The sequence below is a fragment of the Pseudomonas sp. S12(2018) genome (genome assembly GCF_024355235.1).
GTDB lineage: Bacteria > Pseudomonadota > Gammaproteobacteria > Pseudomonadales > Pseudomonadaceae > Aquipseudomonas > Aquipseudomonas palmensis.
Genome location: NZ_QLAD01000006.1, coordinates 255,047 through 276,744 on the forward strand (window position 1 = coordinate 255,047; position 21,698 = coordinate 276,744).

The 21,698-nt window shown below is 66.5% G+C and carries 17 protein-coding genes and 2 riboswitches; of the genes, 9 read left to right on the plus strand and 8 right to left on the minus strand.

Annotated elements, in window-relative coordinates; genetic code table 11:
• Nucleotides 1-226: 226 nt before the first annotated feature.
• Nucleotides 227-493 carry a hypothetical protein gene (locus DN388_RS16290; RefSeq protein ID WP_054914565.1) on the plus strand — a complete coding sequence of 89 codons (267 nt, stop codon included), beginning with the start codon at nt 227-229 and terminating at the stop codon, nt 491-493.
• Nucleotides 494-610: 117 nt separating this feature from the next.
• Here DN388_RS16290 and DN388_RS16295 read toward each other — a convergent pair whose 3' ends face one another.
• The 4 genes from DN388_RS16295 to cobW all read right to left on the minus strand — a co-directional run bounded on the left by DN388_RS16295 (nt 611) and on the right by cobW (nt 7,114).
• Nucleotides 611-1,174 carry a VWA domain-containing protein gene (locus DN388_RS16295; protein WP_058540516.1) on the minus strand — a complete coding sequence of 188 codons (564 nt, stop codon included), beginning with the start codon at nt 1,172-1,174 and terminating at the stop codon, nt 611-613.
• 101 nt (nt 1,175-1,275) lie between these two features.
• The gene (locus DN388_RS16300) at nt 1,276-2,283 is read right to left on the minus strand and encodes an ATP-binding protein (RefSeq protein ID WP_043861456.1); all 1,008 of its coding nucleotides are present in this window, start codon (nt 2,281-2,283) and stop codon (nt 1,276-1,278) included.
• 7 nt (nt 2,284-2,290) lie between these two features.
• On the minus strand, nt 2,291-6,040 hold the full coding sequence (gene cobN, locus DN388_RS16305; RefSeq protein WP_058540146.1) for a cobaltochelatase subunit CobN: 3,750 nt from the start codon (nt 6,038-6,040) through the stop codon (nt 2,291-2,293).
• A gap of 3 nt (nt 6,041-6,043) precedes the next feature.
• The gene (cobW, locus tag DN388_RS16310) at nt 6,044-7,114 is read right to left on the minus strand and encodes a cobalamin biosynthesis protein CobW (protein WP_043861454.1); all 1,071 of its coding nucleotides are present in this window, start codon (nt 7,112-7,114) and stop codon (nt 6,044-6,046) included.
• A gap of 97 nt (nt 7,115-7,211) precedes the next feature.
• A riboswitch (cobalamin riboswitch) is annotated at nt 7,212-7,411 on the minus strand.
• 56 nt (nt 7,412-7,467) lie between these two features.
• Nucleotides 7,468-7,697: riboswitch (cobalamin riboswitch) on the plus strand.
• A 113-nt stretch (nt 7,698-7,810) separates the two neighbouring features.
• On the opposite strand from cobW, the gene DN388_RS16315 reads away from it, so the two are divergent.
• The 6 genes from DN388_RS16315 (at nt 7,811) to DN388_RS16340 (ending at nt 14,090) form a co-directional block, all read left to right on the plus strand.
• Nucleotides 7,811-7,996 (plus strand): CbtB domain-containing protein, encoded by a 186-nt coding sequence (locus DN388_RS16315; RefSeq protein WP_043861453.1) that lies wholly within the window; start codon nt 7,811-7,813, stop codon nt 7,994-7,996.
• 11 nt (nt 7,997-8,007) lie between these two features.
• Nucleotides 8,008-8,697, plus strand: coding sequence for a CbtA family protein (locus tag DN388_RS16320; protein ID WP_054914568.1), 690 nt, complete (start codon nt 8,008-8,010; stop codon nt 8,695-8,697).
• Complete coding sequence (locus tag DN388_RS16325; protein ID WP_123752579.1) at nt 8,697-9,101, plus strand: cobalamin biosynthesis protein; 405 nt, start codon at nt 8,697-8,699, stop codon at nt 9,099-9,101. The genes DN388_RS16320 and DN388_RS16325 overlap by 1 nt, the downstream gene beginning before the upstream one ends.
• A gap of 28 nt (nt 9,102-9,129) precedes the next feature.
• Nucleotides 9,130-9,876 (plus strand): precorrin-4 C(11)-methyltransferase, encoded by a 747-nt coding sequence (gene cobM / locus DN388_RS16330; RefSeq protein WP_043861450.1) that lies wholly within the window; start codon nt 9,130-9,132, stop codon nt 9,874-9,876.
• Between the two features lie 295 nt (nt 9,877-10,171).
• Nucleotides 10,172-10,786, plus strand: a complete 615-nt coding sequence (locus DN388_RS16335; RefSeq protein WP_043861449.1) for a response regulator transcription factor — start codon at nt 10,172-10,174, stop codon at nt 10,784-10,786.
• A gap of 7 nt (nt 10,787-10,793) precedes the next feature.
• Nucleotides 10,794-14,090, plus strand: a complete 3,297-nt coding sequence (locus DN388_RS16340; RefSeq protein ID WP_054914571.1) for a transporter substrate-binding domain-containing protein — start codon at nt 10,794-10,796, stop codon at nt 14,088-14,090.
• An 8-nt stretch (nt 14,091-14,098) separates the two neighbouring features.
• On the opposite strand, the gene DN388_RS16345 is transcribed toward DN388_RS16340, so the two are convergent.
• Together DN388_RS16345 and DN388_RS16350 are read right to left on the minus strand one after the other, a co-directional pair.
• Nucleotides 14,099-15,418 (minus strand): PAS domain-containing methyl-accepting chemotaxis protein, encoded by a 1,320-nt coding sequence (locus tag DN388_RS16345; protein ID WP_100632796.1) that lies wholly within the window; start codon nt 15,416-15,418, stop codon nt 14,099-14,101.
• 89 nt (nt 15,419-15,507) lie between these two features.
• Nucleotides 15,508-16,527, minus strand: a complete 1,020-nt coding sequence (locus tag DN388_RS16350) for a LacI family DNA-binding transcriptional regulator (protein ID WP_255001161.1) — start codon at nt 16,525-16,527, stop codon at nt 15,508-15,510.
• Nucleotides 16,528-16,734: 207 nt separating this feature from the next.
• Here DN388_RS16350 and DN388_RS16355 point away from each other — a divergent pair, with 207 nt between their 5' ends.
• Nucleotides 16,735-17,274 carry a gluconokinase gene (locus DN388_RS16355; protein WP_043861445.1) on the plus strand — a complete coding sequence of 180 codons (540 nt, stop codon included), beginning with the start codon at nt 16,735-16,737 and terminating at the stop codon, nt 17,272-17,274.
• A gap of 100 nt (nt 17,275-17,374) precedes the next feature.
• Complete coding sequence (locus DN388_RS16360; RefSeq protein WP_043861444.1) at nt 17,375-18,727, plus strand: GntP family permease; 1,353 nt, start codon at nt 17,375-17,377, stop codon at nt 18,725-18,727.
• A gap of 80 nt (nt 18,728-18,807) precedes the next feature.
• Here the strand turns inward: DN388_RS16360 and yiaY are convergent, their stop codons facing one another.
• Together yiaY and ilvA are read right to left on the minus strand one after the other, a co-directional pair.
• Nucleotides 18,808-19,956, minus strand: coding sequence for an L-threonine dehydrogenase (yiaY, locus tag DN388_RS16365; protein WP_054914574.1), 1,149 nt, complete (start codon nt 19,954-19,956; stop codon nt 18,808-18,810).
• Between the two features lie 78 nt (nt 19,957-20,034).
• Nucleotides 20,035-21,597, minus strand: coding sequence for a threonine ammonia-lyase, biosynthetic (gene ilvA / locus DN388_RS16370; RefSeq protein WP_088514957.1), 1,563 nt, complete (start codon nt 21,595-21,597; stop codon nt 20,035-20,037).
• Nucleotides 21,598-21,698: the final 101 nt, after the last annotated feature.

Consider the following 21,698-nt stretch of genomic DNA (forward strand, 5'->3'; position numbering starts at 1 on the left):
CCGTCCGTCTGCAAATACGGCCTTGCTTTCGGCTCGGTAGAATTTTCCTGTTAATTCAACGTCCCAGATGTTGCCAATGAATGCAGATTGTCAGCACCGATTAAAAAAACATTACTTGCAGTGTGACCTGACCCACTACTGCGTGCATCAGTACAAGTAACCTGCCGCAGGGAACACACCTTGCCGCAACTTTTTCAATGTTTGGGACCACAGAGAGACCGAACCCATGAACGCCCCGCTCCGTGTCAACGAAGCACTGCTGATTGCCGACCACGCCTTCGAACCTTTCCAGTGCGTCGCCTGGGATGTGCCTAACGGCACTGGCGAACTCAGCCTGGCGGTAATCGACCGGACCAGCACCCGTATCGGCAGCAAGCAAGTTCCAAGCAGCACCTATTCCGACCCGCAGCAATTGGCACACCTGATCGAGGAAGTGCGCGCCGAGTTGAGCCAGAAAGGTTATGACTTGCAGCCGTGGAGCATGCCGAAGTAACTTTCCGGCCTGCCCCGTTCATGCAAAAGTGCACCCACTGGGTGCACTTTTTTTGTTTGTGAAGTGTGCGCCGGCGGCTGCGGCAGTTGGCCGCAGTTTACGGCCCAAGTACTTGTTTCAACGCAAGTTGAACTGTTCCAGGTGTTGGTATTGCGCACCCAGTTCCAGCGCCATTTGCCTGGCGCGGCCCAGGCGAACCGGTGCGCTTTCCATGTCCACCAGCAGGCTGCTGCACGGCAGTGCCTCCAGCGCCGGCCAGGCCTTGAGCCGGCCATCGGTGAGGATCAGGCAGTGCTGCACCTCATTGGGGTAGCGCCGCTGGCGTTGGGTCAGCCATTGCCGGGCCTGCTGCAGTGCCTCAAGCAGTGGCGTGCCTCCGCCGGCGCCAAGCTCCGCCAGCCAGGGCTGCAGCGCAGCAGAGGCCTTCAGGCCGTGGCGCTGCCAGCGCGGTTCGCGGCCGCTGGCCGTGAGCAGGGCGAGCCTGGCGCGGGCCCGGTACGCCTGGTCGAACAGCTCGGCCAGCAAACCCTTGGCCTTGCTCAGTGCCTGGTAACGCCGGGTAGACGCCGACGCATCCACAATCACCAGCCAGAGCTGCGCCGGCGCTGCGGTGCGCTGCGCCCAGCACAGCTCGTCGCGCTGGCGCGGGCGGCCCTTGAGCAGGGTGGCAGGCCAGGCCACGCTGCCCTGCCCGGCTGCCCGGGCACGCCCGCGCGGGCCCCGGTCGAGCTTGCCTGCACGGGGCCTGGCATCCGCCGCCGGGTGCGAGCGCGGGCGGATGCTCAAGGCTTTTTTGGCCAGCGCGGTACCTCGCGCCGAGCGCCCACAGCCACCGGCTGGCCTGGCAGCTCACCCCACTGGCCACTGCCCTGGGGCTCGCTCGACGGGCTCGATTGCCCCTGGGGCTGAGCGTCGGGGCGAGGCGGTTGCTCGGCGGGCCGGTCATGGCGCCGATGGCGCAAGGCAAACTCTGCCACCGCCTCGATATCCTCGGCCTCGATGCCCGGTGCACTGCGCCAGGCCGCATGGGCACGGGCGGCACGCAACCAGACCAGGTCGGCGCGCAGGCCGTCGACCCCGGCCTCGAAGCAGCGCTGGGTGATCTGCGCCAGGGCCTGGTCATCCAGGGCAATCTGTTCCAGGCGCTCGCGTGCCTGCTGGCAGCGCTGGCGCAGCTCGGCCTGGGCATCGGCCCACTGCGCGCAGAACGCCTGCGGGTCGCTGTCGAAGTCCAGCCGGCGGCGGATGATCTGGCCTCGCGCCTCGGGCAGCGGCTGGCCCTGCAGGGCCACATTCAGGCCGAAACGGTCGAGCAACTGCGGACGCAGCTCGCCCTCCTCCGGGTTCATGGTGCCGATCAGCACGAAGCGCGCACTGTGCCGATGGGAAATGCCATCGCGCTCTACCCGGTTGGTGCCGCTGGCAGCCACATCCAGCAGCAGGTCGACCAGGTGATCGGGCAGCAGATTGACCTCGTCGACGTACAGCACGCCGCCATCAGCCTTGGCCAGCACACCCGGCGAGAACTGCGCGCGGCCCTGCCCAAGCGCAGCATCCAGGTCCAGGGTGCCGACCAGGCGCTCCTCGGTGGCGCCCAGCGGCAAGGTCACGAAGGGCCCCTCGCCCAGCAGGTCGGCCAGGCCCCGGGCCAGGGTGCTCTTGGCCATGCCGCGCGGGCCTTCGATCAGCACGCCGCCGATCCTGGGGTCGATGGCCGTCAGGCACAGCGCCAGCTTCAGGTCGTGGGCGCCGACTACGGCGGCCAGCGGAAAATGTACGGGTTCGCTCATGTCTGGCTTATTCCTCTGCGTCCAGCAGTTGCTCTTCCAGGGCCTGGCGGTACTCGCCCGGTGCCTGCCACAGCCCGCGCTGCTGGGCCTCCAGCAAACGCTCGGTGATGTCGCGCAGGGCCTCGGGGTTGTGCTGGCGGATAAACTCGCGGGTCGCGGCATCGAGCACATAGGCCTCGGCCAGCGACTGGTAATGATGATCATCGATCAGGTGCGTGGTGGCATCGAAGGCGAACAGGTTGTCGACCGTCGCGGCCATCTCGAACGCGCCCTTGTAGCCATGGCGCTTGACCCCGTCGATCCACTTGGGGTTGAGCGCGCGCGCACGGATCACCCGGTTCAGTTCTTCCTTGAGGGTGCGAATGCGCGGGCGATCCGGCTGGCTGTGATCGCCGTGGTAACTGGCAACGCCGGCACCGGCCAGACTTTCTGCCGCCGCGAGCATGCCGCCCTGGAACTGGTAGTAGTCGTTGGAATCGAGCAGGTCGTGCTCATGGTTGTCCTGGTTCTGCAGCACCGCCTGCACCTGGCTCAGGCGCCGGGCAAAGGGTTCGCGCGCGGCGGTGCCGTCGTCCGAGGCGCCATAGGCATACGCGCCATGGTTGAGGTAGACCTCGGCAAGGTCTTCACGGCTGTGCCACAGACGGCCGTCAATGGCGTTCTGCACCCCGGCGCCGTAGGCACCGGGCTTGGAGCCGAACACCCGCCAGCCGGCCTGGCGCTCGGCCTGCTCGGGGCTCAGGCCAGCGGCCAGCAGTTCGGCACGCTCGCTGCGCACCTTGGCCGCCAGGGGGTTGAGGTCATCCGGCTCATCCAGTGCCGCCACGGCCTGCACCGCCGCGTCGAACAGCTTGATCAGGTTGCCGAACGCATCGCGGAAGAACCCCGAAACGCGCAGGGTCACGTCTACCCGTGGGCGATCCAGCAGGCTCACCGGCAGGATCTCGAAGTCGTCCACTCGCTGGCTGCCGCTGGCCCATACCGGGCGTACGCCGAGCAGGGCCATGGCCTGGGCGATGTCATCGCCGCCGGTGCGCATGGTGGCCGTGCCCCATACCGACAGGCCGAGCTGGCGCAGGTGGTCGCCGTGGTCCTGCAGGTGGCGTTCCAGAATCAGGTTGGCCGAGGCGAAACCGATGCGCCATGCCGTGGCGGTGGGCAGGTTGCGCACATCCACGGTGTAGAAGTTGCGGCCGGTGGGCAGCACGTCCAGGCGCCCGCGGCTGGGCGCCCCGCTCGGCCCCGCCGGCACGAAACGCCCGTCCAGCGCCGCCAGCAGGCCCTGCATTTCGGCCGGGCCGCAGGCATCCAGCTGCGGCGCCACCTGGGCCCGCAGCGCCTGCAGCACGGCCTCGACGTCGGCGCTGTGCTGGTGGCTGGCCGGCGCCCCGTCGAGGGTCTGCTCGATCAGGCGGGCGGCATACAGTTCAAGCCGCTCGCGGGTGTCGCCGTTGGTCCGCCAGGCCTCGCTGCTCACCTGTGCCAGGCTCGGCGGCCGTGGCCCTTCCCAGGCAAGGCCCAGGTCGCAGTCCAGCGGGTCGAAGCCCAGCCCCAGGCCGCGGGCCAGGGCGCGCAGCAGGCTGGCATTGGGGCCGCGCCCATCACCACGTTCCACCCGCAGCAGGGCCAGCAGCGTGTCGATCCGCAGGCGTCCGTCCGGCGATTGGCCGAACACATGCAGGCCGTCGCGAATCTGCGACTCCTTGAGGTCGCACAGGTAGGTGTCCAGGCGCGGCAGCCACACCGCCGCATCGTCCAGCGCGCCTTCCAGCTGCAGCTCGCGGTCGATGTGGTTGTCACGCACCAGGTTGAGGATGTCGCGCTGCAGTTCACGGGCCCGGCGCGGGTCCAGCAGTTGCGCCTCGTAGTACTCGTCGGCCAGCAGTTCCAGGTCGCGCAACGGCCCGTAGGTTTCGGCGCGGGTCAACGGCGGCATCAAGTGGTCGATGATCACCGCCTGGGTGCGGCGCTTGGCCTGGGCGCCCTCGCCCGGGTCGTTGACGATGAACGGGTAGATGTTCGGCAGCGGCCCCAGCAACGCGTCCGGCCAGCACCCGGCTGACAGGCCGACGCCCTTGCCCGGCAGCCACTCCAGGTTGCCGTGCTTGCCCACGTGGATCAGCGCATCGGCGGCATAGGCGTGGCGCAGCCAGAAGTAGAACGCCAGGTAGCCATGCGGCGGCACCAGGTCGGGGTCGTGGTACACCGCACTGGGGTCGACCTGATAACCGCGCGCCGGCTGGATACCGACGAAGGTCAGGCCAAGGCGCAGGCCGGCGACCATCATGCGCCCGCTGCGGAACATCGGGTCCTGCTCCGGCTCGCCCCAGCGCTCGCGCACCGCCTGCTGGTTGGCCTGGGGCAACAGGGCGAAGGCGGCGCGGTAATCGTCCAGCGCCATGCTCTGCGCACAGGGGCGCTGGTCGAGCGTGTCGAGGTCGTTGCTGACCCCGCCGAGCAGGGCCTGGATCAGCGCCGTGCCACTGTCTGGCAACGGCCCCACCGGGTAGCCCTGAGCCTGCATGGCGCGCAGGATGTTGAGCGCCGCCGCCGGGGTGTCCAGCCCCACACCGTTGCCGATGCGCCCGTCGCGGGTCGGGTAGTTGGCCAGAATCAGCGCCACGCGTTTTTGCGGGTTGTCCAGGCGCGCCAGCTCGCACCAGCGCCGGGCCAGTTCCGCAACAAAATCCATGCGTTCCAGGTGCGGCTTGTAGCACACCACGTCCGACTGGCTGCGTTCGCTGCGCCAGGCCAGGTCCTTGAAGCTGATCGGCCGGCTGATGATGCGCCCGTCCAGTTCCGGCAGGGCAATGTGCATGGCCAGGTCGCGGGCGCCCAGGCCCTGTTCGCTGGCCTCCCAGGCCGGCTGGTTGTCCTGTGCGCAGATGGCCTGCAGCACCGGGATGTCGCGCCGGAACGGGCGCAAATGCGGCTGCTGCGGGCTGGACTGGGCAAAGCCTGTGGTATTGATGATCAGGGCCGCGTCGACCTGGTCCAGCCATTGCTCGACCTGGTCCAGGCAGGCTGCCTCCTTGAGGCTGGCCACGGCAATCGGCAGCGGGTTGAGCCCCGCGCCTTGCAGACGCTCGCAAAACGCATCGATGAACCCCGTGTTGGCGGCCTGCAGGTGCGAGCGGTAGAAGATGATCGGCGTCACGGGCTGGCCGGGCTGCCACAGGGCACGCCAGCTGTCCACGCTCGCCTGGGGGTGTTGCGGGTGATAGACACTGGTGCGCGGCAACTGCTGCGGCTCGTCCCAGTGGTAGTCGCGGCCCAGCCATTGGCTGGCCAGACACTGGAACAGGTTCAGCGCATTGGCCTTGCCGCCCTGGCGCAGGTAGTGCCACAACCGTTCGGCCTGGGCAGCGGGCACCGTGCTCAGGCTGGTCAGCTCAGGGTCCGGGCGGTCGTCGCCCGGCACCAGGATCAGTTGCACGCCCCGCCCCGCCAGCGCCACCAGTTGCTCCACGCCATAGCGCCAGTAACCGATGCCGCCGTGCAGCGACACCAGGATGACCTTGGCATGGCGCAGCACTTCGTCCACATACAGGTCGACCGAAGCATGGTTCTGCACCTGCATCGGGTTGGCCAGGCGCAGGCTGGGGTAGTCGTCCGGCAACTGCTGGGCGGTTTCGGCCAGCAGTGCCAGGTGCGAATCACCGCTGCAGAGAATCACCAGGTCGGCGGGGGTCTGGCCGAGGTCGGCGATGCTGTCGTCCGGCACAAAGCCGCCGGGCTGGGTCCGCAGCAGGTGCATGGGTCAGGCGCCCAGTGCGGCGCGCAGGCTGGCTTCGAGTTGCACGGCGTCAAGGTCCTGGCCGATCAGCACCAGGCGCGTGGTACGTGGCTCGTCGCTGCGCCAGGCGCGGTCGAAGTGCTTGTCGAAGCGCGTACCCACGCCCTGCACCAGCAGACGCATCGGCTTGCCCGGAATGGCCGCGAAGCCCTTCACGCGCAGGATGCCGTGCTGCACCACCAGTTGGGTCAGGGCATCGAGCAGCAGGCTTTCGTCGGCCTGGGGCAACTCGATGGAGATGGAGTCGAAAGCATCATGGTCGTGATCGTCGTGGTCGTCATCGCCGTCATGGTGCGAATCGTGGTGGGTACGACGCGCGTCGATGTGCTGCTCGGATTCGGCGCCCAGGCCCAGCAATACGTCCAACGGCAGGCGGCCGCTGCTGGCCTCCACCACCTTGACCGCAGGCGGCAGTTCCTCGGCCACCTCGGCGCGCACCCTGGCCAGGTCGTCGGCAGCGATCAGGTCAGCCTTGTTCAGCACCACCAGGTCGGCGCTGGCCAACTGGTCGGCAAACAGTTCGTGCAGTGGGGACTCGTGGTCCAGGTTCGGGTCGAGCTTGCGCTGGGCGTCCACCTGGTCGGGGTAGGCAGCGAAGGTGCCGGCGGCCACGGCCGGGCTGTCGACCACGGTGATCACCGCATCGACCGTGCAGGCGTTGCGGATTTCCGGCCACTGGAAGGCTTGCACCAGTGGCTTGGGCAGCGCCAGGCCGCTGGTTTCGATGAGGATATGGTCCAGGTCGCCACGGCGCGCCACCAGCTCGCGCATCACCGGGAAGAACTCTTCCTGAACGGTGCAGCACAGGCAGCCGTTGGCCAGCTCGTAGACGCGCCCGCTGGCTTCTTCCTCGGTGCAGCCGATGCTGCACTGCTTGAGGATCTCGCCATCGATGCCCAGCTCGCCGAACTCGTTGACGATCACCGCGATGCGGCGGCCCTGGGCATTGTCGAGCATGTGCCGCAGCAGGGTGGTCTTGCCCGAGCCGAGGAAGCCGGTAACGATGGTGACGGGGAGTTTGGCCAGTGTTTTCATGGGGGTGCCCTTGGCAGGATGGCGGGCATGCAGGACGAGAGCCGCAGGAGCCTTGCTGCCTGAGCGCATTCGCCACCGGATCACCCCGCCCGGTTGAAAGTCGGAAACTGTTCGAGGCAGGTCTCCTGGCTCGCGCTGTGCCGGCACGCCTGCCGGCAGCATCGACGCCTTCCCGCCCGGGGCAGTGGCACGGCCGATGCCGTTCAACGCTTACAGTTGCGGGGGCAGCCACGGCTTGAACCGTATTCCCGTCTTAGCTGCAGCCAGGGCCGCAGAACCTCGAAGCGGCTAGGCTACGCAGTGGTCCGGGGCAGGTCAACCGCTGTATTGACGGATGCCGGCGCGCGTGATTTGCTAGCCGCATTCGTTCGGGTGCCTTTTTACAAGGTGAAACGGGAAACCGGTGCGTCAGCCGCTTCTGCAAAGAAGCAGCGACAAATCCGGTGCTGCCCCCGCAACGGTAAGCGAGGAAAGCGTCTTTACCACTGTGCCAGCTGTGCGGCATGGGAAGGTGACGCCCTCAGGCTGAGCATGCTGCCAGCCCTCGCAAGCCCGGAGACCGGCCCGATACAGTCATGACAAACCCGCGGTGGGCGGGCGCTGTTGAACCCCTGAGCGAGCCTCGCGCAGGGGTTGGCCGCGCTTGCCTGTTGCCGATAGCCCCGACGACACGACAACAGCAAAAAGGAACGCGCCATGCCCATCAGTACCGCCAGCCAGCCCCTCGTCACCCCCACTACCCTCAGCCAGCGCCTGGCCGTCGCCATCGGTGCATCGCTGCTGGGCCTTTGCCTGGTCTACTTCGCCGGCTTCTCGCACATCGAGGCGGTGCACAACGCTGCCCACGATACCCGCCACAGCGCCGCGTTCCCTTGCCACTGAGACCTGCCCCGATGATCAAGCGCATTGCCCGCACCGCAGGCTTTACCGGCCTGCTCGCCGCCCTGCTGCTGACCCTGCTGCAAAGCTTCTGGGTCGCACCGCTGATTCTGCAGGCCGAAACCTACGAGAACCCGGCACCGGCCGCCCAAACCCATGAGCATGCCGACGCCGCGGGTGAAGGCCACCACCACGATGCCGAGGCCTGGTCGCCTGAAGACGGCTGGCAGCGCGTGCTGTCGACCACCGGTGGCAACCTGGTGGTGGCGGTCGGCTTTGCCCTGATCCTGGCTGCGCTGTACACCCTGCGTGCGCCGGGCCGTACCGCCACCGGCGCAGCCTGGGGGCTTGCCGGGTTCGCGGTATTCTGCCTGGCGCCCACCCTCGGGCTGCCGCCAGAGCTGCCGGGCACTGCCGCCGCCGACCTGGCGCAGCGTCAACTGTGGTGGGTGGGCGCCGCGGCTGCCACCGCTGCCGGCCTGGCCCTGATCGTGTTTGCGCACAACTGGCTGCTCAAGGCGCTGGGTGTGGCATTGCTGGTTGTTCCGCACGTGATCGGTGCGCCGCAGCCGGAGGTGCACGAGAGCCTGGCGCCGCAAGCACTGGAGGCGCAGTTCAAGGTGGCGTCGCTGTTGACCAATGCCGCGTTCTGGCTGGCCCTGGGCCTGCTCAGTGCCTGGCTGTACCGTCGCCAGCCAGCCTGATGCAGTTGTATGCCGGGCTGGGCTGTCGTCGCGGCTGCCCGGCCCGCGAACTGGCCGCCCTGCTCCAGCAGACCCTGTTCGCCCATCACCTGCCCACCTCTGCCCTCGCCGGGCTGGCCAGCATCGACCTCAAGGCCGACGAGCCCGGCCTGCATGAACTGGCCAGGCAACTGGGGTTGCCGCTGGTGTTCTTTTCGGCCGCGCAACTGGCCCCCTTCGAAAGCCGCCTGAGCCACCGTTCGCCCACGGCGTTCGCCCTCAGCGGCTGCCATGGGGTGGCCGAAAGCGCCGCGCTGGCCCTGGCCGAGCAACGCGGCGGCGCCAATGCCGCACTGCGCCTGCCACGCACCGTGCAAGGCGCCGCCACCCTGGCATTGGCCTGGGCCCCGCCGTTTGACGGATAATGCCGCGCAATCTTTCCAAGGATTCATCATGACCGTCTATTTCATCGGTGCCGGCCCGGGCGACCCCGAGCTGATCACCGTCAAGGGCCAGCGCCTGATCCACAGCTGCCCGGTGATCATCTATGCCGGCTCGCTGGTGCCCGCCGCCGTGCTCGAAGGCCACCGCGCCGAAACCGTGATCAACAGCGCCGAACTGCACCTGGGGCAGATCATCGAGCTGATGCGCACGGCCCACGCCAACGGCCAGGATGTGGCCCGCGTACACAGCGGCGACCCGGGGCTGTACGGTGCGATCGGCGAACAGATCCGCCACCTGCGTGAACTGGGTATCCCGTTCCAGATCATCCCCGGCGTGACCGCCGTGGCCGCCAGTGCCGCCCTGCTCGAATGCGAGCTGACCCTGCCGGACATCGCCCAGAGCGTGATCCTGACGCGCTACGGCGATACCTCGCCGATGCCGCCGGGCGAATCGCTGGGAAGCCTGGCCAGCCACCAGGCAACACTGGCCATTCACCTGGGGGTCAAGCACCTGGCCAGAATCGTCGAGGAACTGCGCCCGCATTACGGCAGCGACTGCCCGATCGCCGTGGTGCACCGCGCCACCTGGCCAGATCAGGATTGGGTGCTGGGCAGCCTGGACGACATCGTGCAACGGGTGCAGGCCAAGGGCTTTCGACGCACCGCACTGATCCTAGTGGGCCGGGTATTGGGCAGCGATACCTTCAGCGAGTCGGCGCTCTACCGCGCCGGGCATGCGCACCTGTACCGACCTTGACGGCCATTGACGGCGGCCCTCCCGGCCCGATGCCCGGCACGTTCCCATGGGCGCGCCTGCCGATTCAACAGCCTCTGCTAGCGATAACCGGCCCAGGCGATAGGAAATCGGCTACAGAACTTTCGAGCGCCTTGTAAGAAAAATCCTCTAATCGAACTGATTTCTTCCTCACTTCTATACTGGACGTACTCCTGCTGAGCGTTTCCACGTATCTTGGCCGCCTTGCCAGAGCCTGGGCAGGCGTCGCCCCGAACGGTTCGGGGCCTGGATCACCTCTCTGACAAGGAGTTGCGCGATGCCCAAAGTCTTGATCGTTGATGACCACACCACCATCCTCTTCGCCATCCGCACCCTGCTGGAGCGCGATGGCTACAACATCGTCGGTGAAGCCCGAGACGGCGCCAGTGCTGTCGAACTGGCGCGCAAGCTGCAGCCTGACGTGGTGATCCTCGATCTGGGGCTGCCACGCCTGGATGGCCTGAGCGTGCTGGAGCGGCTCAGCCAGTTGACCAACCCGCCACGTATCCTGGTACTGACCGGCCGCCCACCCCGGCTGTTCGCCCGCCGTTGCATCGAGTCCGGTGCCTCGGCATTCGTGCGCAAGGACGAAGACCTCGATATCCTGAGCGCCGCCCTCAAGGCCGTGCTCAACGGTTACTCCTACCTGCCCGATGCGTCACGCTTCAATGACCGGTCAAGCTCGGAACTCCAGCGCCTGGACAAGCTGTCCAACCGTGAGTTCGAGGTGCTGCGCCAGTTGGCCAAGGGCGCCAGCAACGGCGAAATCGCTACGGCGATGATCCTCAGCGCCAAGACCATCAGCACCTACAAGACCCGCATCATGGAAAAGCTCGGGGTGGTATCGCTGGTTGAGTTGATCGATGTGGCCAACCGCAACGCACTGACCTGAGCCGCCCATGACCAAGCGTTGCCTGCCTGCCCTGCTGCTCGCCTGCCTGGTGCAGTGGCTGGCGATAAGCGCCATGGCACAGGAGCCGGGGGTTGCCCGCCAACTGCTCGGGCGCTCGGTCAGCAGCAGTGCGCCACCCCCGCTGACCCTCGCCGAACGTCGGTGGCTCAAGCACAAGCAGGTGCTGCGCCTGGGCACCTCGGCGCCGGACTACCCGCCCTTCGACATCAATGTGAGCCAGCACGACTATGAAGGGGTCAGCGCCGACTTCGCCGGCCTGATCGGCGAGCAGTTGAAGATCCCGGTGCAGGTGCTGCAGTTCCCGAACCGTATCCAGGCCATCGCCGCCCTGCACAGTGGCCAGATCGACCTGCTGGGCAGCGCCAACGGCTACGAAGCCGCCGACAGCGCACTGGTGATGAGCCAGCCCTACGCCGACGACCAGCCGATCATCGCGACCCCCGTCGGCGTGACCCATGACCCAGACGACCCGCTCGACGGGCTGACGCTGTCGATGGTCGAACACTACCTGCCACCGTCGCTGGTACGCCAGCTCTACCCCCGGGCGAACCTGCAACTGTACGCCTCGACCATGTCGGCCCTGTCGGCGGTGGCCCTGGGCCAGGCCGATGCATTCATCGGCGACGCGATCAGTTCCGACTACCTGATCGGCAAGAACTACCGCGAAAGCCTGCAGATCTCCCACTACGTCAAACCCCAGCGCTCTTCCTTCGGCTTTGCCCTGGTGCGCGAGAACACCGCGTTGCTGGACCTGGTGAACAAGGCATTGGGCAGCATCACCGACAGCGACCGGTTGAACGTGATGCGCCGCTGGACCAGCGGCGTGAGCAGCATCCTGCTCAACCGGGCGGACATCGCGCTGACCGACGAAGAGCGACACTGGATCGCGCAGCACCCCAGCGTGCGCGTGGTCATCAACAAGTACTTCGCGCCCCTGAGCTTCTTCGACGAAAACCAGCACTTTCGCGGCATCACCGCCGACGTGCTGGCGCAGATCAGCCTGCGCAGCGGGCTGAAGTTCCAGATCATCGAGACCGACTCGGTGCCCACCATGATCAGCATGGTCGAACAGGGCGAAGCCGAGGTCGTCGGCGCGCTCAACTATGGTGAGCAGCGCGCCAGAACCCTGGCCTTCACCCGGCCCTACCTGGCCAACCCGCGGGTGCTGGTGACCAGCGTGCGCGATACATCGATCCGCCACCCCGACCAGCTCGACGGCAAGCGCCTGGCGATCATTCGCGGTACACCGGTGAGCGCCGAACTGCGCCAGCGCTATCCCGCCATCAGCCTGATCGAAGTCGACGACCCGCTGGCACTGATGGAGTACGTGGCCCAGGGCCGCGCGGACGCGGCGCTCAGTTCGCAGATCAACGCCGCCTACTTCATCAGCCGAATGTTCAAGGACCGCCTGCGCATCGCCACCCTGCTGGACGACACCCCTGCCCTCGCCGCCTTCGCCACCGAACGTTCTTCGCCACTGCATGCGATATTGGAAAAATCCCTGCTCAGCATCCCGCCCGAGCAGATGACCCAGCTGGTCAATCGCTGGCGCATCAACGCCCTGATCAGCGACACGCCCTGGCGCAACTACCGCTCGCTGGTGCTGCAGATTCTTGGCATCGCGGTGGCGCTGGTGCTTGCCATAGCGTTGTGGAACCGTTACCTGCGCAAGCTGATGCAGCAACGCGCCGAGGCCGAGCAGGCCCTGCAACTGCAGCTGCGCATCAGCGAACACCTGCTCGAAGAGCTGCATGTGGCCAAGGAACAGGCCGACAGCGCCAACCACGCCAAGAGCACCTTCCTGACCACCATGAGCCACGAGATCCGCACCCCCATGAACGCGGTGATCGGCCTGCTCGAGCTTGCCCTGAAGGATGCCGCACAGGGCCGCACCGACGAGCACTCCCTGCAGGTGGCATTCGATTCGGCCAGCAGCCTGCTGGAGCTGATCGGCGACGTGCTGGACATCGCCCGCATCGAATCCGGACACATGAGCCTGGCGCCACAACCCACCGACCTGGGTGCGCTGGTACGCAGCACCGTGCAGGTGTTCGAAAGCAGCGCCCGTCTCAAGGACATCAGCCTGACCCAGGACCTGCAGCCCCCCGCCGCCCTGGTGGAGATCGACCCGCTGCGTTTTCGCCAGATCCTGTCCAACCTGCTGGGCAATGCCATCAAGTTCACCGAGCGCGGTGGCGTCAGCGTGCGCCTGCAGTGCCAGCCCACACCGTGCGGCAAGCAGGTGCACATGCACCTGGCCGTCGAGGACAGCGGCATCGGCATCAGCCAGCCGGACCAGCAGCGCCTGTTCCACCCCTTCATCCAGGCCGGCAGCCAGCCGGCTCGCCAGGGCACCGGCCTGGGCCTGGTGATCAGCCGGACCCTGTGCGAACTGATGCAGGGCAGCCTGGAGCTGCACAGTACCCCGGGCCATGGCACCCAGGTCACGGTCAGCCTGCCGCTGATGCTGGCCAGCACTGCCAGTCAACCCGAGGAACCGGCCCAGGAGCCAACGGCGCAGGCCAGCCAGCGGCTGAACATCCTGGTGGTCGACGACTACCCCGCCAACCTCATGCTGCTGGAAAAGCAGCTGAGCGTGCTGGGCCATCGGGTGACCCAGGCCAGCGACGGCGCGGGCGGCCTGCAGGCCTGGCAGGCCGGGCGCTTCGACGCCGTGATCACCGACTGCAACATGCCCGGCATGGACGGCCACCAGCTGGCGCGCGAGATTCGTGCCCAGGAAGCCCAGGCGAATCGCCCGCCCTGCCTGATACTGGGCCTGACCGCCAACGCCCAGGCCGACGAACGCGAGCGCTGCCTGGCGTCGGGCATGGATGACTGCCTGTTCAAGCCGATCGGCCTGGGCGCCTTGAGCCGTCACCTGTCGGGGGTGGATACCCCCGAGCCGCAGACGCCACCCGAGCCCCGCGCCGAGGACAACAGTGGTTTCAACATCGACAACCTCAAGCACCTGACCCTGGGTGACCCACGGCTGATCAAGCGTCTGCTGACGGAGCTGGAGCGCAGCAGCGCCGAAGACCTCGAGGCGTTGCGTGCCCTGGGCTCAGGCGCGAGTCGACAGCAACTGCGCAGCCTGTCGCACCGCATCAAGGGCGGCGCCAAGATGCTCAAGGCCCATGGCCTGGTGGGGCACTGCGATGCGCTGGAGCAGGCCTGTACCGGCAAGGCCCCGGACAAGGCCATCGAGGCGTTGCTGGCGGCGCTGGAACAGAGCCTGAAGGATCTGCATGAACACCTGCAGCGATCCATCGCCGCCGGTTGAGATGAGGCTCAGTGCAGCTGCAGGGTCGAGTTGATCTGGCTGATGGCGTCCACCACGTGCTGCGAACCCTGCTGGATTTCCAGGATCACTTCCCCCGCCTCATTGGCCAGTTCCACCCCCAGCCCGGTGCGGCTGAGGCTCGACTGCATGCTGGCCACCGCATTGAGTGAAAGGTCGTGGTTCTGGCGCACCACATCGACGATCTCCAGGGTCGCCTTGCTGGTGCGTGCCGCCAGGCTGCGCACCTCGTCGGCCACCACGGCAAAGCCGCGGCCGTGCTCACCTGCCCGCGCCGCCTCGATGGCGGCGTTCAGGGCCAGCAGGTTGGTCTGGTCGGCAATGCTGCGGATGGTCTGCACGATCTGCCCGATCAGTTCCGACTGCTTGCTCACCGCATCGATGCTGCGGGCTGCGGCATTGAGCTCGCGGGAGATCTCCTCGATCACCTGCACCGTATGCTGCACCACCTCCGAGCCCTTGCGCGCGCAGGCATCGTTCTGCACCGAGGTGGCGTGGGCCGCTTCGGCAGCCGTCTGCTGGGTACATACCTGGTGGGTGATGTCGCTGGCGAACTTGACCACCTTGTACAGGCGGCCACGGGTATCGAAGATCGGGTTGTAGGAAGCTTCCAGGTACACCATCTGCCCGAGTTTGTTCTTGCGCTCGAAACGATGGGAATGGTACTCGCCGCGATTGAGTGAGGCCCAGAATGCCTTGTAGGCGCTCGACTCGCTTTCGCTGCGGTGGCAGAACAGGCTGTGGTGCTGGCCAATGACCTCCTCGGCCCGGTAATGCATGGTCTTGAGGAAGTTCTCGTTGGCACGGATCACATTGCCTTCGGGGGTGAACTCGACCATCGCCATGGAACGGCTGATGGCATTGATCAGGCTGTCGCTCTCATGCTCCTCGACCACCCGCCGGGTGATGTCGGAGGCGACCTTGATCACGCTGGTGACCTGCTGGTTGGCGCCGAACACCGGCATGTAGCTGGCCTCCAGCCACACATCGTGCCCGGCCTTGTCGCGCCGCAGAAAGGTACCGCTGTGGGCCTCGCCCCGCGCCAGGTCGCGCCACAGGGTGCGGTACTCATCGCTCTTGACGTAGTCGGGCTCGCAGAAAATGCGGTGGTGCTTGCCGATGATCTCCTCGGCGGCATAGCCCAGGGTGGAGCAGAAACGCTCGTTGGCTTCGAGAATCACCCCGTCGGGGCTGAACTCGATCATGGCCATCGAGCGACCTATGGCCGCAAGCTTGGCATTGGAGTGGTGTAACGCTTGGGTGCAACGCTCGATTTCAGCCAGGTCAGACTTGCGATGGGCGTTAAACATTGGTTACCACTCCATTGGCGGTTTTTGCTCAGCATAGATGCACTTCTGTACCCTGCAAGCCAACTGCCATCACCGTTTATCACCCCACGTCAACTGCTTTCGCGCACCATCAGTTCGAAGCCCAGGTCCTGGGTGCGCGGCTGCCCGCCCTTGCCGTCGAGCAACGCCAGCAGCGCCTGCGCAGCCTGCCGCCCCACGGCAGCGCGCGGGGTGCGAATGGAGGTCAGGCGCGGTACCAGGTGAGCCGATGCCGGCAGGTCGTTGAAGCCCACCATCGCCACCTGCCCCGGCACCTCGATGCCCTGGCGCAAGGCCTGCAGAATCGCGCCCTGGGCCAGGTCGTCGTTGCAGAAGAACAGCCCGTCCACCTCCGGGTGACGCTCGAGCAACTGGCTGAACAGCTCGCCGCCCAGGCCGATGGATGACGGCTGCGGTGCGAGCATTTCCAGTGCCGGGTCATACAGCCCTGCATCGTCCAGCGCCTGGCGGAACCCGTCGGCGCGTTGCATCACCCGAGGATCGAGCTGCGCGGCAATGAAGCCCAGGCGCCGCCGCCCGCGTTCGATCAGGTGCCGGGCAGCCGCGCGCCCGGCCTGCTGCTGGGAAAACCCGACCGAAATGGCCGTGTCCGGCCCACCCAGCTCCATCATGTGCACGCAGGGCACACCACTGGCGGCCAGCATCTGCTGCGACGCCTCGGTGCGGTCAAAACCGGTGAGCAGCATGCCGCACGGCTGGTAGGCCAGGTAGTTGCGAATCAGGTTCTCCTCTTCGGCCACGTCGTAGTGGAAGTTGCCGATCAGCACTTCAAGGCCGCGCGGGCGCATCACGTCGTGGATGGCTTCGAGGGTTTCGATGAACAGCTGGTTGGACAGCGACGGAATCAGCACCACCACCGACTGGCTCTGTGCCGACGCCAACGCGCGGGCTGCCGGGTTGGCGACATAGCCCAGCGCTGCGGCAGCATCCTTGACCTTCTGCACCAGTTCCGGGGCAACCGTGCTGATGCCGCGCAGGGCGCGCGAGGCGGTGATCGGGGAAACCCCGGAAAGCCTGGCCACTTCAGCCAGGGTGGGACGACCGGTAGTACGGGAGCCAATGCGGGTCATGGGTGCTTTTATTTTTCGGCTTGCAAAGAGAAGGGAACGGGCACTAAGGTAGCGCTGTCTCAGACGTCAGGCAATGCATAACTGCAGGTGCACGGCGATGAGCGCCCAGACTGCTTTTACAAAACCAATAACAACCGGGTGGGAAGCCGCCGAGGCGTTGTCAGCCTCGGCCAAAGATAGCGCTATCTCGCCCCGCAGGAGGTACCGATGAACTCTCCCCTGTCCGCTATTGTGGTGATGGGCGTGGCTGGCTGCGGCAAGAGCTGCGTCGGTTCTGCCATCGCCGATTGCAGCGGCGGCCGCCTGATCGAAGGCGATGCCTTCCACCCTGCCGCCAACATCCAGAAGATGAGCGCCGGCATTCCCCTTGACGATGACGACCGCGCTGGCTGGCTGATCCGCCTGGGCGAAGAGCTGCAGGCCACCCTCAAGGCCGGCGAACGGCCGATCCTCACCTGCTCGGCGCTGAAAAAGCGCTACCGCGACGCCCTGCGCCACGCCGTACCCGACCTGGGCTTCGTGTTCCTCGAACTGACGCCCCAGGAAGCCGAACGCCGCGTGCTGGCACGCCCCGGCCACTTCATGCCGGCAAGCCTGATCGACAGCCAGTTCGCCGCCCTGGAGTCGCCGCGCGGCGAAACCCTGACCCTGACCCTGGACGCCACCCAACCCATCGCCCAGCTGGCCCGTCAGGTAGACACCTGGCTAAAGCCCTGCGGTGAGTCGGCACTGGCGCGAACTGCCTGATTTTCCGGCAGTTTTCCGGCTCACCAAAGATAGCGCTGTCTCGACTGCTGCACGCTGTAAAAGTTCCGCCCACAACAATGACAATACGAGGCACTGAACCATGTTCGGTCTGGCAACTGATACCTACCTCTTGCTCGATGCACTGGTGACCATCATCGGCCTGGTGCTGCTGATCACCCACTTCAAGGTGCACCCTTTCGTGGCGCTGACCCTGGCCGCGGGCTTTCTGGGCCTGACCTCCGGCATGCCGGTAGCCAAAGTGATGAAGTCGTTCCAGGACGGCTTCGGGGGCGTACTCGGCTTTGTCGGGATCGTGCTGGCACTGGGCACCATGCTCGGCAAGCTGATGGCCGATTCCGGCGGCGCCGACCAGATCGCGCAAACCCTGATACGCGCCTTCGGCAAGCAGAAGGTGCACTGGGCCATGATGTTCGCCGCCTTCCTGGTGGGCATCCCGCTGTTCTTCGAAATCGGCTTCGTGCTGCTGATACCCCTGGTGTTCATCGTGGCCCGGCGCACCGGGGTATCGCTGATCAAGATCGGCATTCCGCTGCTGGCCGGGCTGTCAGTGGTGCACGGGCTGGTGCCGCCGCACCCGGGCCCGCTGCTGGCCATCGGCGTGTTCGGCGCCGACATCGGCAAGACCATCTTCTACGGGCTGATCGTGGCGCTGCCCACGGCGATCATCGCCGGGCCGCTGTACGGCACGTTCATTTCGCGGTACATCCCCGGCTCGCCGTCCCAGGAGCTGATGGACCAGATCGCCCGCGAAGCCGAGCGCACGCAACTGCCCAGCTTCGCCATCACGCTGGTGACCATCCTGCTGCCGGTGTTCCTGATGCTGCTCAAGACCTTCGCCGACGTGGTACTGCCGGCCGAGCACATCTTTCGCCAGTGGATGGACCTGATCGGGCACCCGATCACGGCGCTGCTGGCAGCCCTGCTGCTGGCCTTCTACACCTTCGGCTCGGCCCAGGGCTTCAGCCGCCAGCAGATCATGAAGATGCTCGACCAGAGCCTGGCGCCTACGGCGGCAATCGTGCTGATCGTGGGCGCTGGGGGCGGCTTCAAGCAGATGCTGGTGGATACCGGCGTGGGCAACGTGATCGGTCAGATGGCGGTGCAGGCGCAGATCTCGCCGATCATGCTGGCCTGGCTGGTGGCGGCGGTGATTCGCATCGCCACGGGCTCGGCGACGGTGGCGACCATTACCGGTGCGGGTATCGTGGCCCCGGTGATCGGCATGATACCCGGCGTGAACCGCGAGCTGCTGGTGCTGGCCACGGGGGCCGGCTCGCTGATCCTGTCGCATGTCAACGATGCGGGCTTCTGGCTGGTCAAGCAGTACTTCAACATGACCGTGGCCGAAACCTTCAAGACCTGGAGCATGATGGAAACCATCCTGTCGGTGGTGGGCATCATCTTCATCATGCTGTTGTCGCTGGTGGTCTGACGGCATCGCCGCAATGCCAGCCCACAGGTTCTGGCCGTACCGCAGAACCCTGTGGAAGCTGGCTTGCCAGCGAAGATGCCCTAGAAGGCTGCCTTGAAGATCGCCTCGATCTCGGCCTGGCTGGCCCGCCGCGGGTTGGTCAGGCCGCAGGCATCCTTGAGCGCGTTGGCCGCCAGGGTCGGCACATCCGCCACCCGCGCACCCAGCACCTCCAGCCCCGGCGGGATCTCGATATCGTCGCTCAGTTGCACGATGGCCTGGATCGCCGCATCGGCACCCTGCGCCGCGTTCAGCCCCTCCACCGCCACGCCCATCGCCTGTGCCACATCACGCAGGCGCGCCGCGCTCACCGCCGCATTGAACCGCTGCACATGGGGCAGCAGCACCGCGTTGCACACCCCGTGCGGCAGGTCGTAGAAGCCACCGAGCTGATGCGCCATCGCATGCACGAACCCCAGCGAAGCATTGTTGAACGCCATGCCGGCGAGGAACTGCGCATAGGCCATGTTCTCCCGCGCGGTCAGGTCCTGCCCGTCGATCACCGCCTGGCGCAGGTTGCGGCTGATCAGCTCGATGGCCTTGAGTGCGCAGGCGTCGGTGATCGGCGTGGCCGCCGTGGATACATAGGCCTCGATGGCGTGGGTCAGTGCATCCATACCGGTGGCCGCCGTCAGCGACCTGGGCATGCCGACCATCAGCGCCGGGTCGTTCACCGATAGCAACGGGGTGACGTTGCGGTCGACGATGGCCATTTTCACGTGGCGCGCCTCGTCGGTGATGATGCAGAAGCGCGTCATCTCGCTGGCCGTACCGGCCGTGGTATTGATCGCGATCAGCGGCAATTGCGGCTTGGCGGAGCGGTCGACCCCTTCGTAGTCGCCGATGTGCCCGCCATTGGTGGCACACAGGGCAATGCCCTTGGCGCAGTCGTGGGGTGAACCGCCGCCCAGCGAAATCACGCAGTCGCAGTGCTCGCGCTTGAGCATCGCCAGGCCCTGCTCCACGTTGGCGATGCTCGGGTTGGGCTTGGCGCCGTCGAACACCACCGAGTCGATGTCACGCATCGCCAGCTGCTCGGCGATTCGCTGTGCCACGCCGGCCTTGGCCAGCCCGGTATCGGTGACGATCAACGCCTTGGCAAAGCCATAGCCGACAATGGCGGTCATGGCTTCGTCCAGGCAGTCGATGCCCATGATGTTGACGGCTGGGATGAAAAACGTGCTGCTCATGGCGGTATTCCTCAGGCTTTATATCTCTGCCTCAAGGATCCGCCCGTGGGCCGCAGGGCATGTTGATCCAGCGCAAAGTCAGCCAAGAAACAGCCGATAGGCCGGGTTGTCGGTCTCGTCCCAGTAGCGATAGCCCATGCCGTCGAGGGTGCCTGGCAACTGCGCCAGCTCATCGTCCGGCACCTGCAGCGCCACGAATACCCGCGCCTCGGCAGCCCCGTGGTTGCGGTAGTGGAACAGGCTGATGTTCCAGCGCTTGCCCAGGCGCTCCAGAAAGCCCAGCAAGGCGCCAGGACGCTCCGGGAACTCGAAGCGCAGCACCCGCTCGTCGAGCGAGGGGGCCGAGTGGCCGCCCACGGTGTGGCGGATATGCAACTTGGCCAGCTCGTTCTCGGTCAGGTCCAGCACCTCGTAGCCCTGCCCGGCCAGGCTGGCCAGCAACTGCGCGCGCGGGTCGGTGTGCGGGTGGGTCTGCACGCCGACGAACAGGCGGGCCTCCTTGCCGGGCTGGTAGCGGTAGTTGAACTCGGTGATCTGGCGCTGGCCCAGGGCCTGGCAGAAGGCGCGGAAGCTGCCCGGCTGCTCGGGGATGGTCACCGCGATGACCGCCTCGCGCTGCTCGCCCAGTTCGGCGCGTTCGGCCACATGGCGCAGGCGGTCGAAGTTGACGTTGGCACCGGAGTCGATTGCCACCAGGGTCTGGCCCGTCACGCCGCGGCTGGCCACGTACTTCTTGATCCCGGCCACCGCCAGCGCACCGGAAGGCTCGGTGATCGAGCGGGTGTCGTCGTAGATGTCCTTGATGGCCGCGCACAGCTCGTCGCTGCTGACCGTGACCACTTCGTCCACGTAATGCCGGCACACCTCGAAGCAATGCGCGCCGATCTGCGCAACCGCCACGCCGTCGGCGAAGGTGCCGACCTGGGGCAGCACCACCCGCTCGCCAGCGGCCAGCGCGGCCTGCAGGCAGTTAGAGTCATGCGGCTCGACGCCGATCACCTTTACCTGCGGGCGCAGGTACTTGACGTAGGCGGCGATGCCGGCGATCAGGCCGCCGCCACCCACCGGCACGAAGATCGCGTCCAGCTCGCCCGGTTGCTGGCGCAGGATCTCCATGGCCACGGTGCCCTGCCCTGCAATCACGTCCGGGTCGTCGAACGGTGGCACGAACGTGGCGCCTTCGCTCTGGGCCAGTTGCAGCGCATGGGCCAGCGCCCGCGGGAAGCTGTCACCGTGCAGCACCACATTGCCGCCACGCGAGCGCACCCCTTCGATCTTCAGCGCCGGAGTGGTGGTGGGCATCACGATGGTGGCGCGCATGCCCAGTTCACGGGCGGCCAGCGCCACGCCCTGGGCATGGTTGCCGGCGGACGCGGTGATCACCCCGCGCTCGCGCTGCTCGGTGCTCAGGCGACTGAGACGGGTGTAGGCCCCGCGGATCTTGAAGGAAAAGGTCGGCTGCAGGTCTTCGCGCTTGAGCAGCACGTTGTTGCCCAGGGTCTCGGACAGTGCCCGGGCGGGCTGCAGGGGCGTCTCGATGGCCAGGTCATATACCGGTGCGGCAAGAATCCTTCGCACGTAGTCCGACAGCAGGCTGGTGGCGCTGGTCGAGGTGCTGGGGCAGACGGTAAGGCTGGTCATCGGTGACTCCTGGTTTTTTTTTGAAGTGCCCAGGAGTCAGAAAGGAAAAACCCGCCTCCAGGGCGGGTTAGGTGCAAGGTGCTCGCTAGCCCGCCAATCTG

Bases quoted from the DNA above. Each gene is read 5' to 3' on its own strand.
- DN388_RS16290 (WP_054914565.1), top strand. From the start codon at position 227: ATGAACGCCCCGCTCCGTGTCAACGAAGCACTGCTGATTGCCGACCAC.
- DN388_RS16300 (WP_043861456.1), bottom strand. From the start codon at position 2,283: ATGAGCGAACCCGTACATTTTCCGCTGGCCGCCGTAGTCGGCGCCCAC.
- cobN (WP_058540146.1), bottom strand. From the start codon at position 6,040: ATGCACCTGCTGCGGACCCAGCCCGGCGGCTTTGTGCCGGACGACAGC.
- cobW (WP_043861454.1), bottom strand. From the start codon at position 7,114: ATGAAAACACTGGCCAAACTCCCCGTCACCATCGTTACCGGCTTCCTC.
- DN388_RS16315 (WP_043861453.1), top strand. From the start codon at position 7,811: ATGCCCATCAGTACCGCCAGCCAGCCCCTCGTCACCCCCACTACCCTC.
- DN388_RS16320 (WP_054914568.1), top strand. From the start codon at position 8,008: ATGATCAAGCGCATTGCCCGCACCGCAGGCTTTACCGGCCTGCTCGCC.
- DN388_RS16325 (WP_123752579.1), top strand. From the start codon at position 8,697: ATGCAGTTGTATGCCGGGCTGGGCTGTCGTCGCGGCTGCCCGGCCCGC.
- cobM (WP_043861450.1), top strand. From the start codon at position 9,130: ATGACCGTCTATTTCATCGGTGCCGGCCCGGGCGACCCCGAGCTGATC.
- DN388_RS16335 (WP_043861449.1), top strand. From the start codon at position 10,172: ATGCCCAAAGTCTTGATCGTTGATGACCACACCACCATCCTCTTCGCC.
- DN388_RS16340 (WP_054914571.1), top strand. From the start codon at position 10,794: ATGACCAAGCGTTGCCTGCCTGCCCTGCTGCTCGCCTGCCTGGTGCAG.
- DN388_RS16345 (WP_100632796.1), bottom strand. From the start codon at position 15,418: ATGTTTAACGCCCATCGCAAGTCTGACCTGGCTGAAATCGAGCGTTGC.
- DN388_RS16350 (WP_255001161.1), bottom strand. From the start codon at position 16,527: ATGACCCGCATTGGCTCCCGTACTACCGGTCGTCCCACCCTGGCTGAA.
- DN388_RS16355 (WP_043861445.1), top strand. From the start codon at position 16,735: ATGAACTCTCCCCTGTCCGCTATTGTGGTGATGGGCGTGGCTGGCTGC.
- DN388_RS16360 (WP_043861444.1), top strand. From the start codon at position 17,375: ATGTTCGGTCTGGCAACTGATACCTACCTCTTGCTCGATGCACTGGTG.
- yiaY (WP_054914574.1), bottom strand. From the start codon at position 19,956: ATGAGCAGCACGTTTTTCATCCCAGCCGTCAACATCATGGGCATCGAC.
- ilvA (WP_088514957.1), bottom strand. From the start codon at position 21,597: ATGACCAGCCTTACCGTCTGCCCCAGCACCTCGACCAGCGCCACCAGC.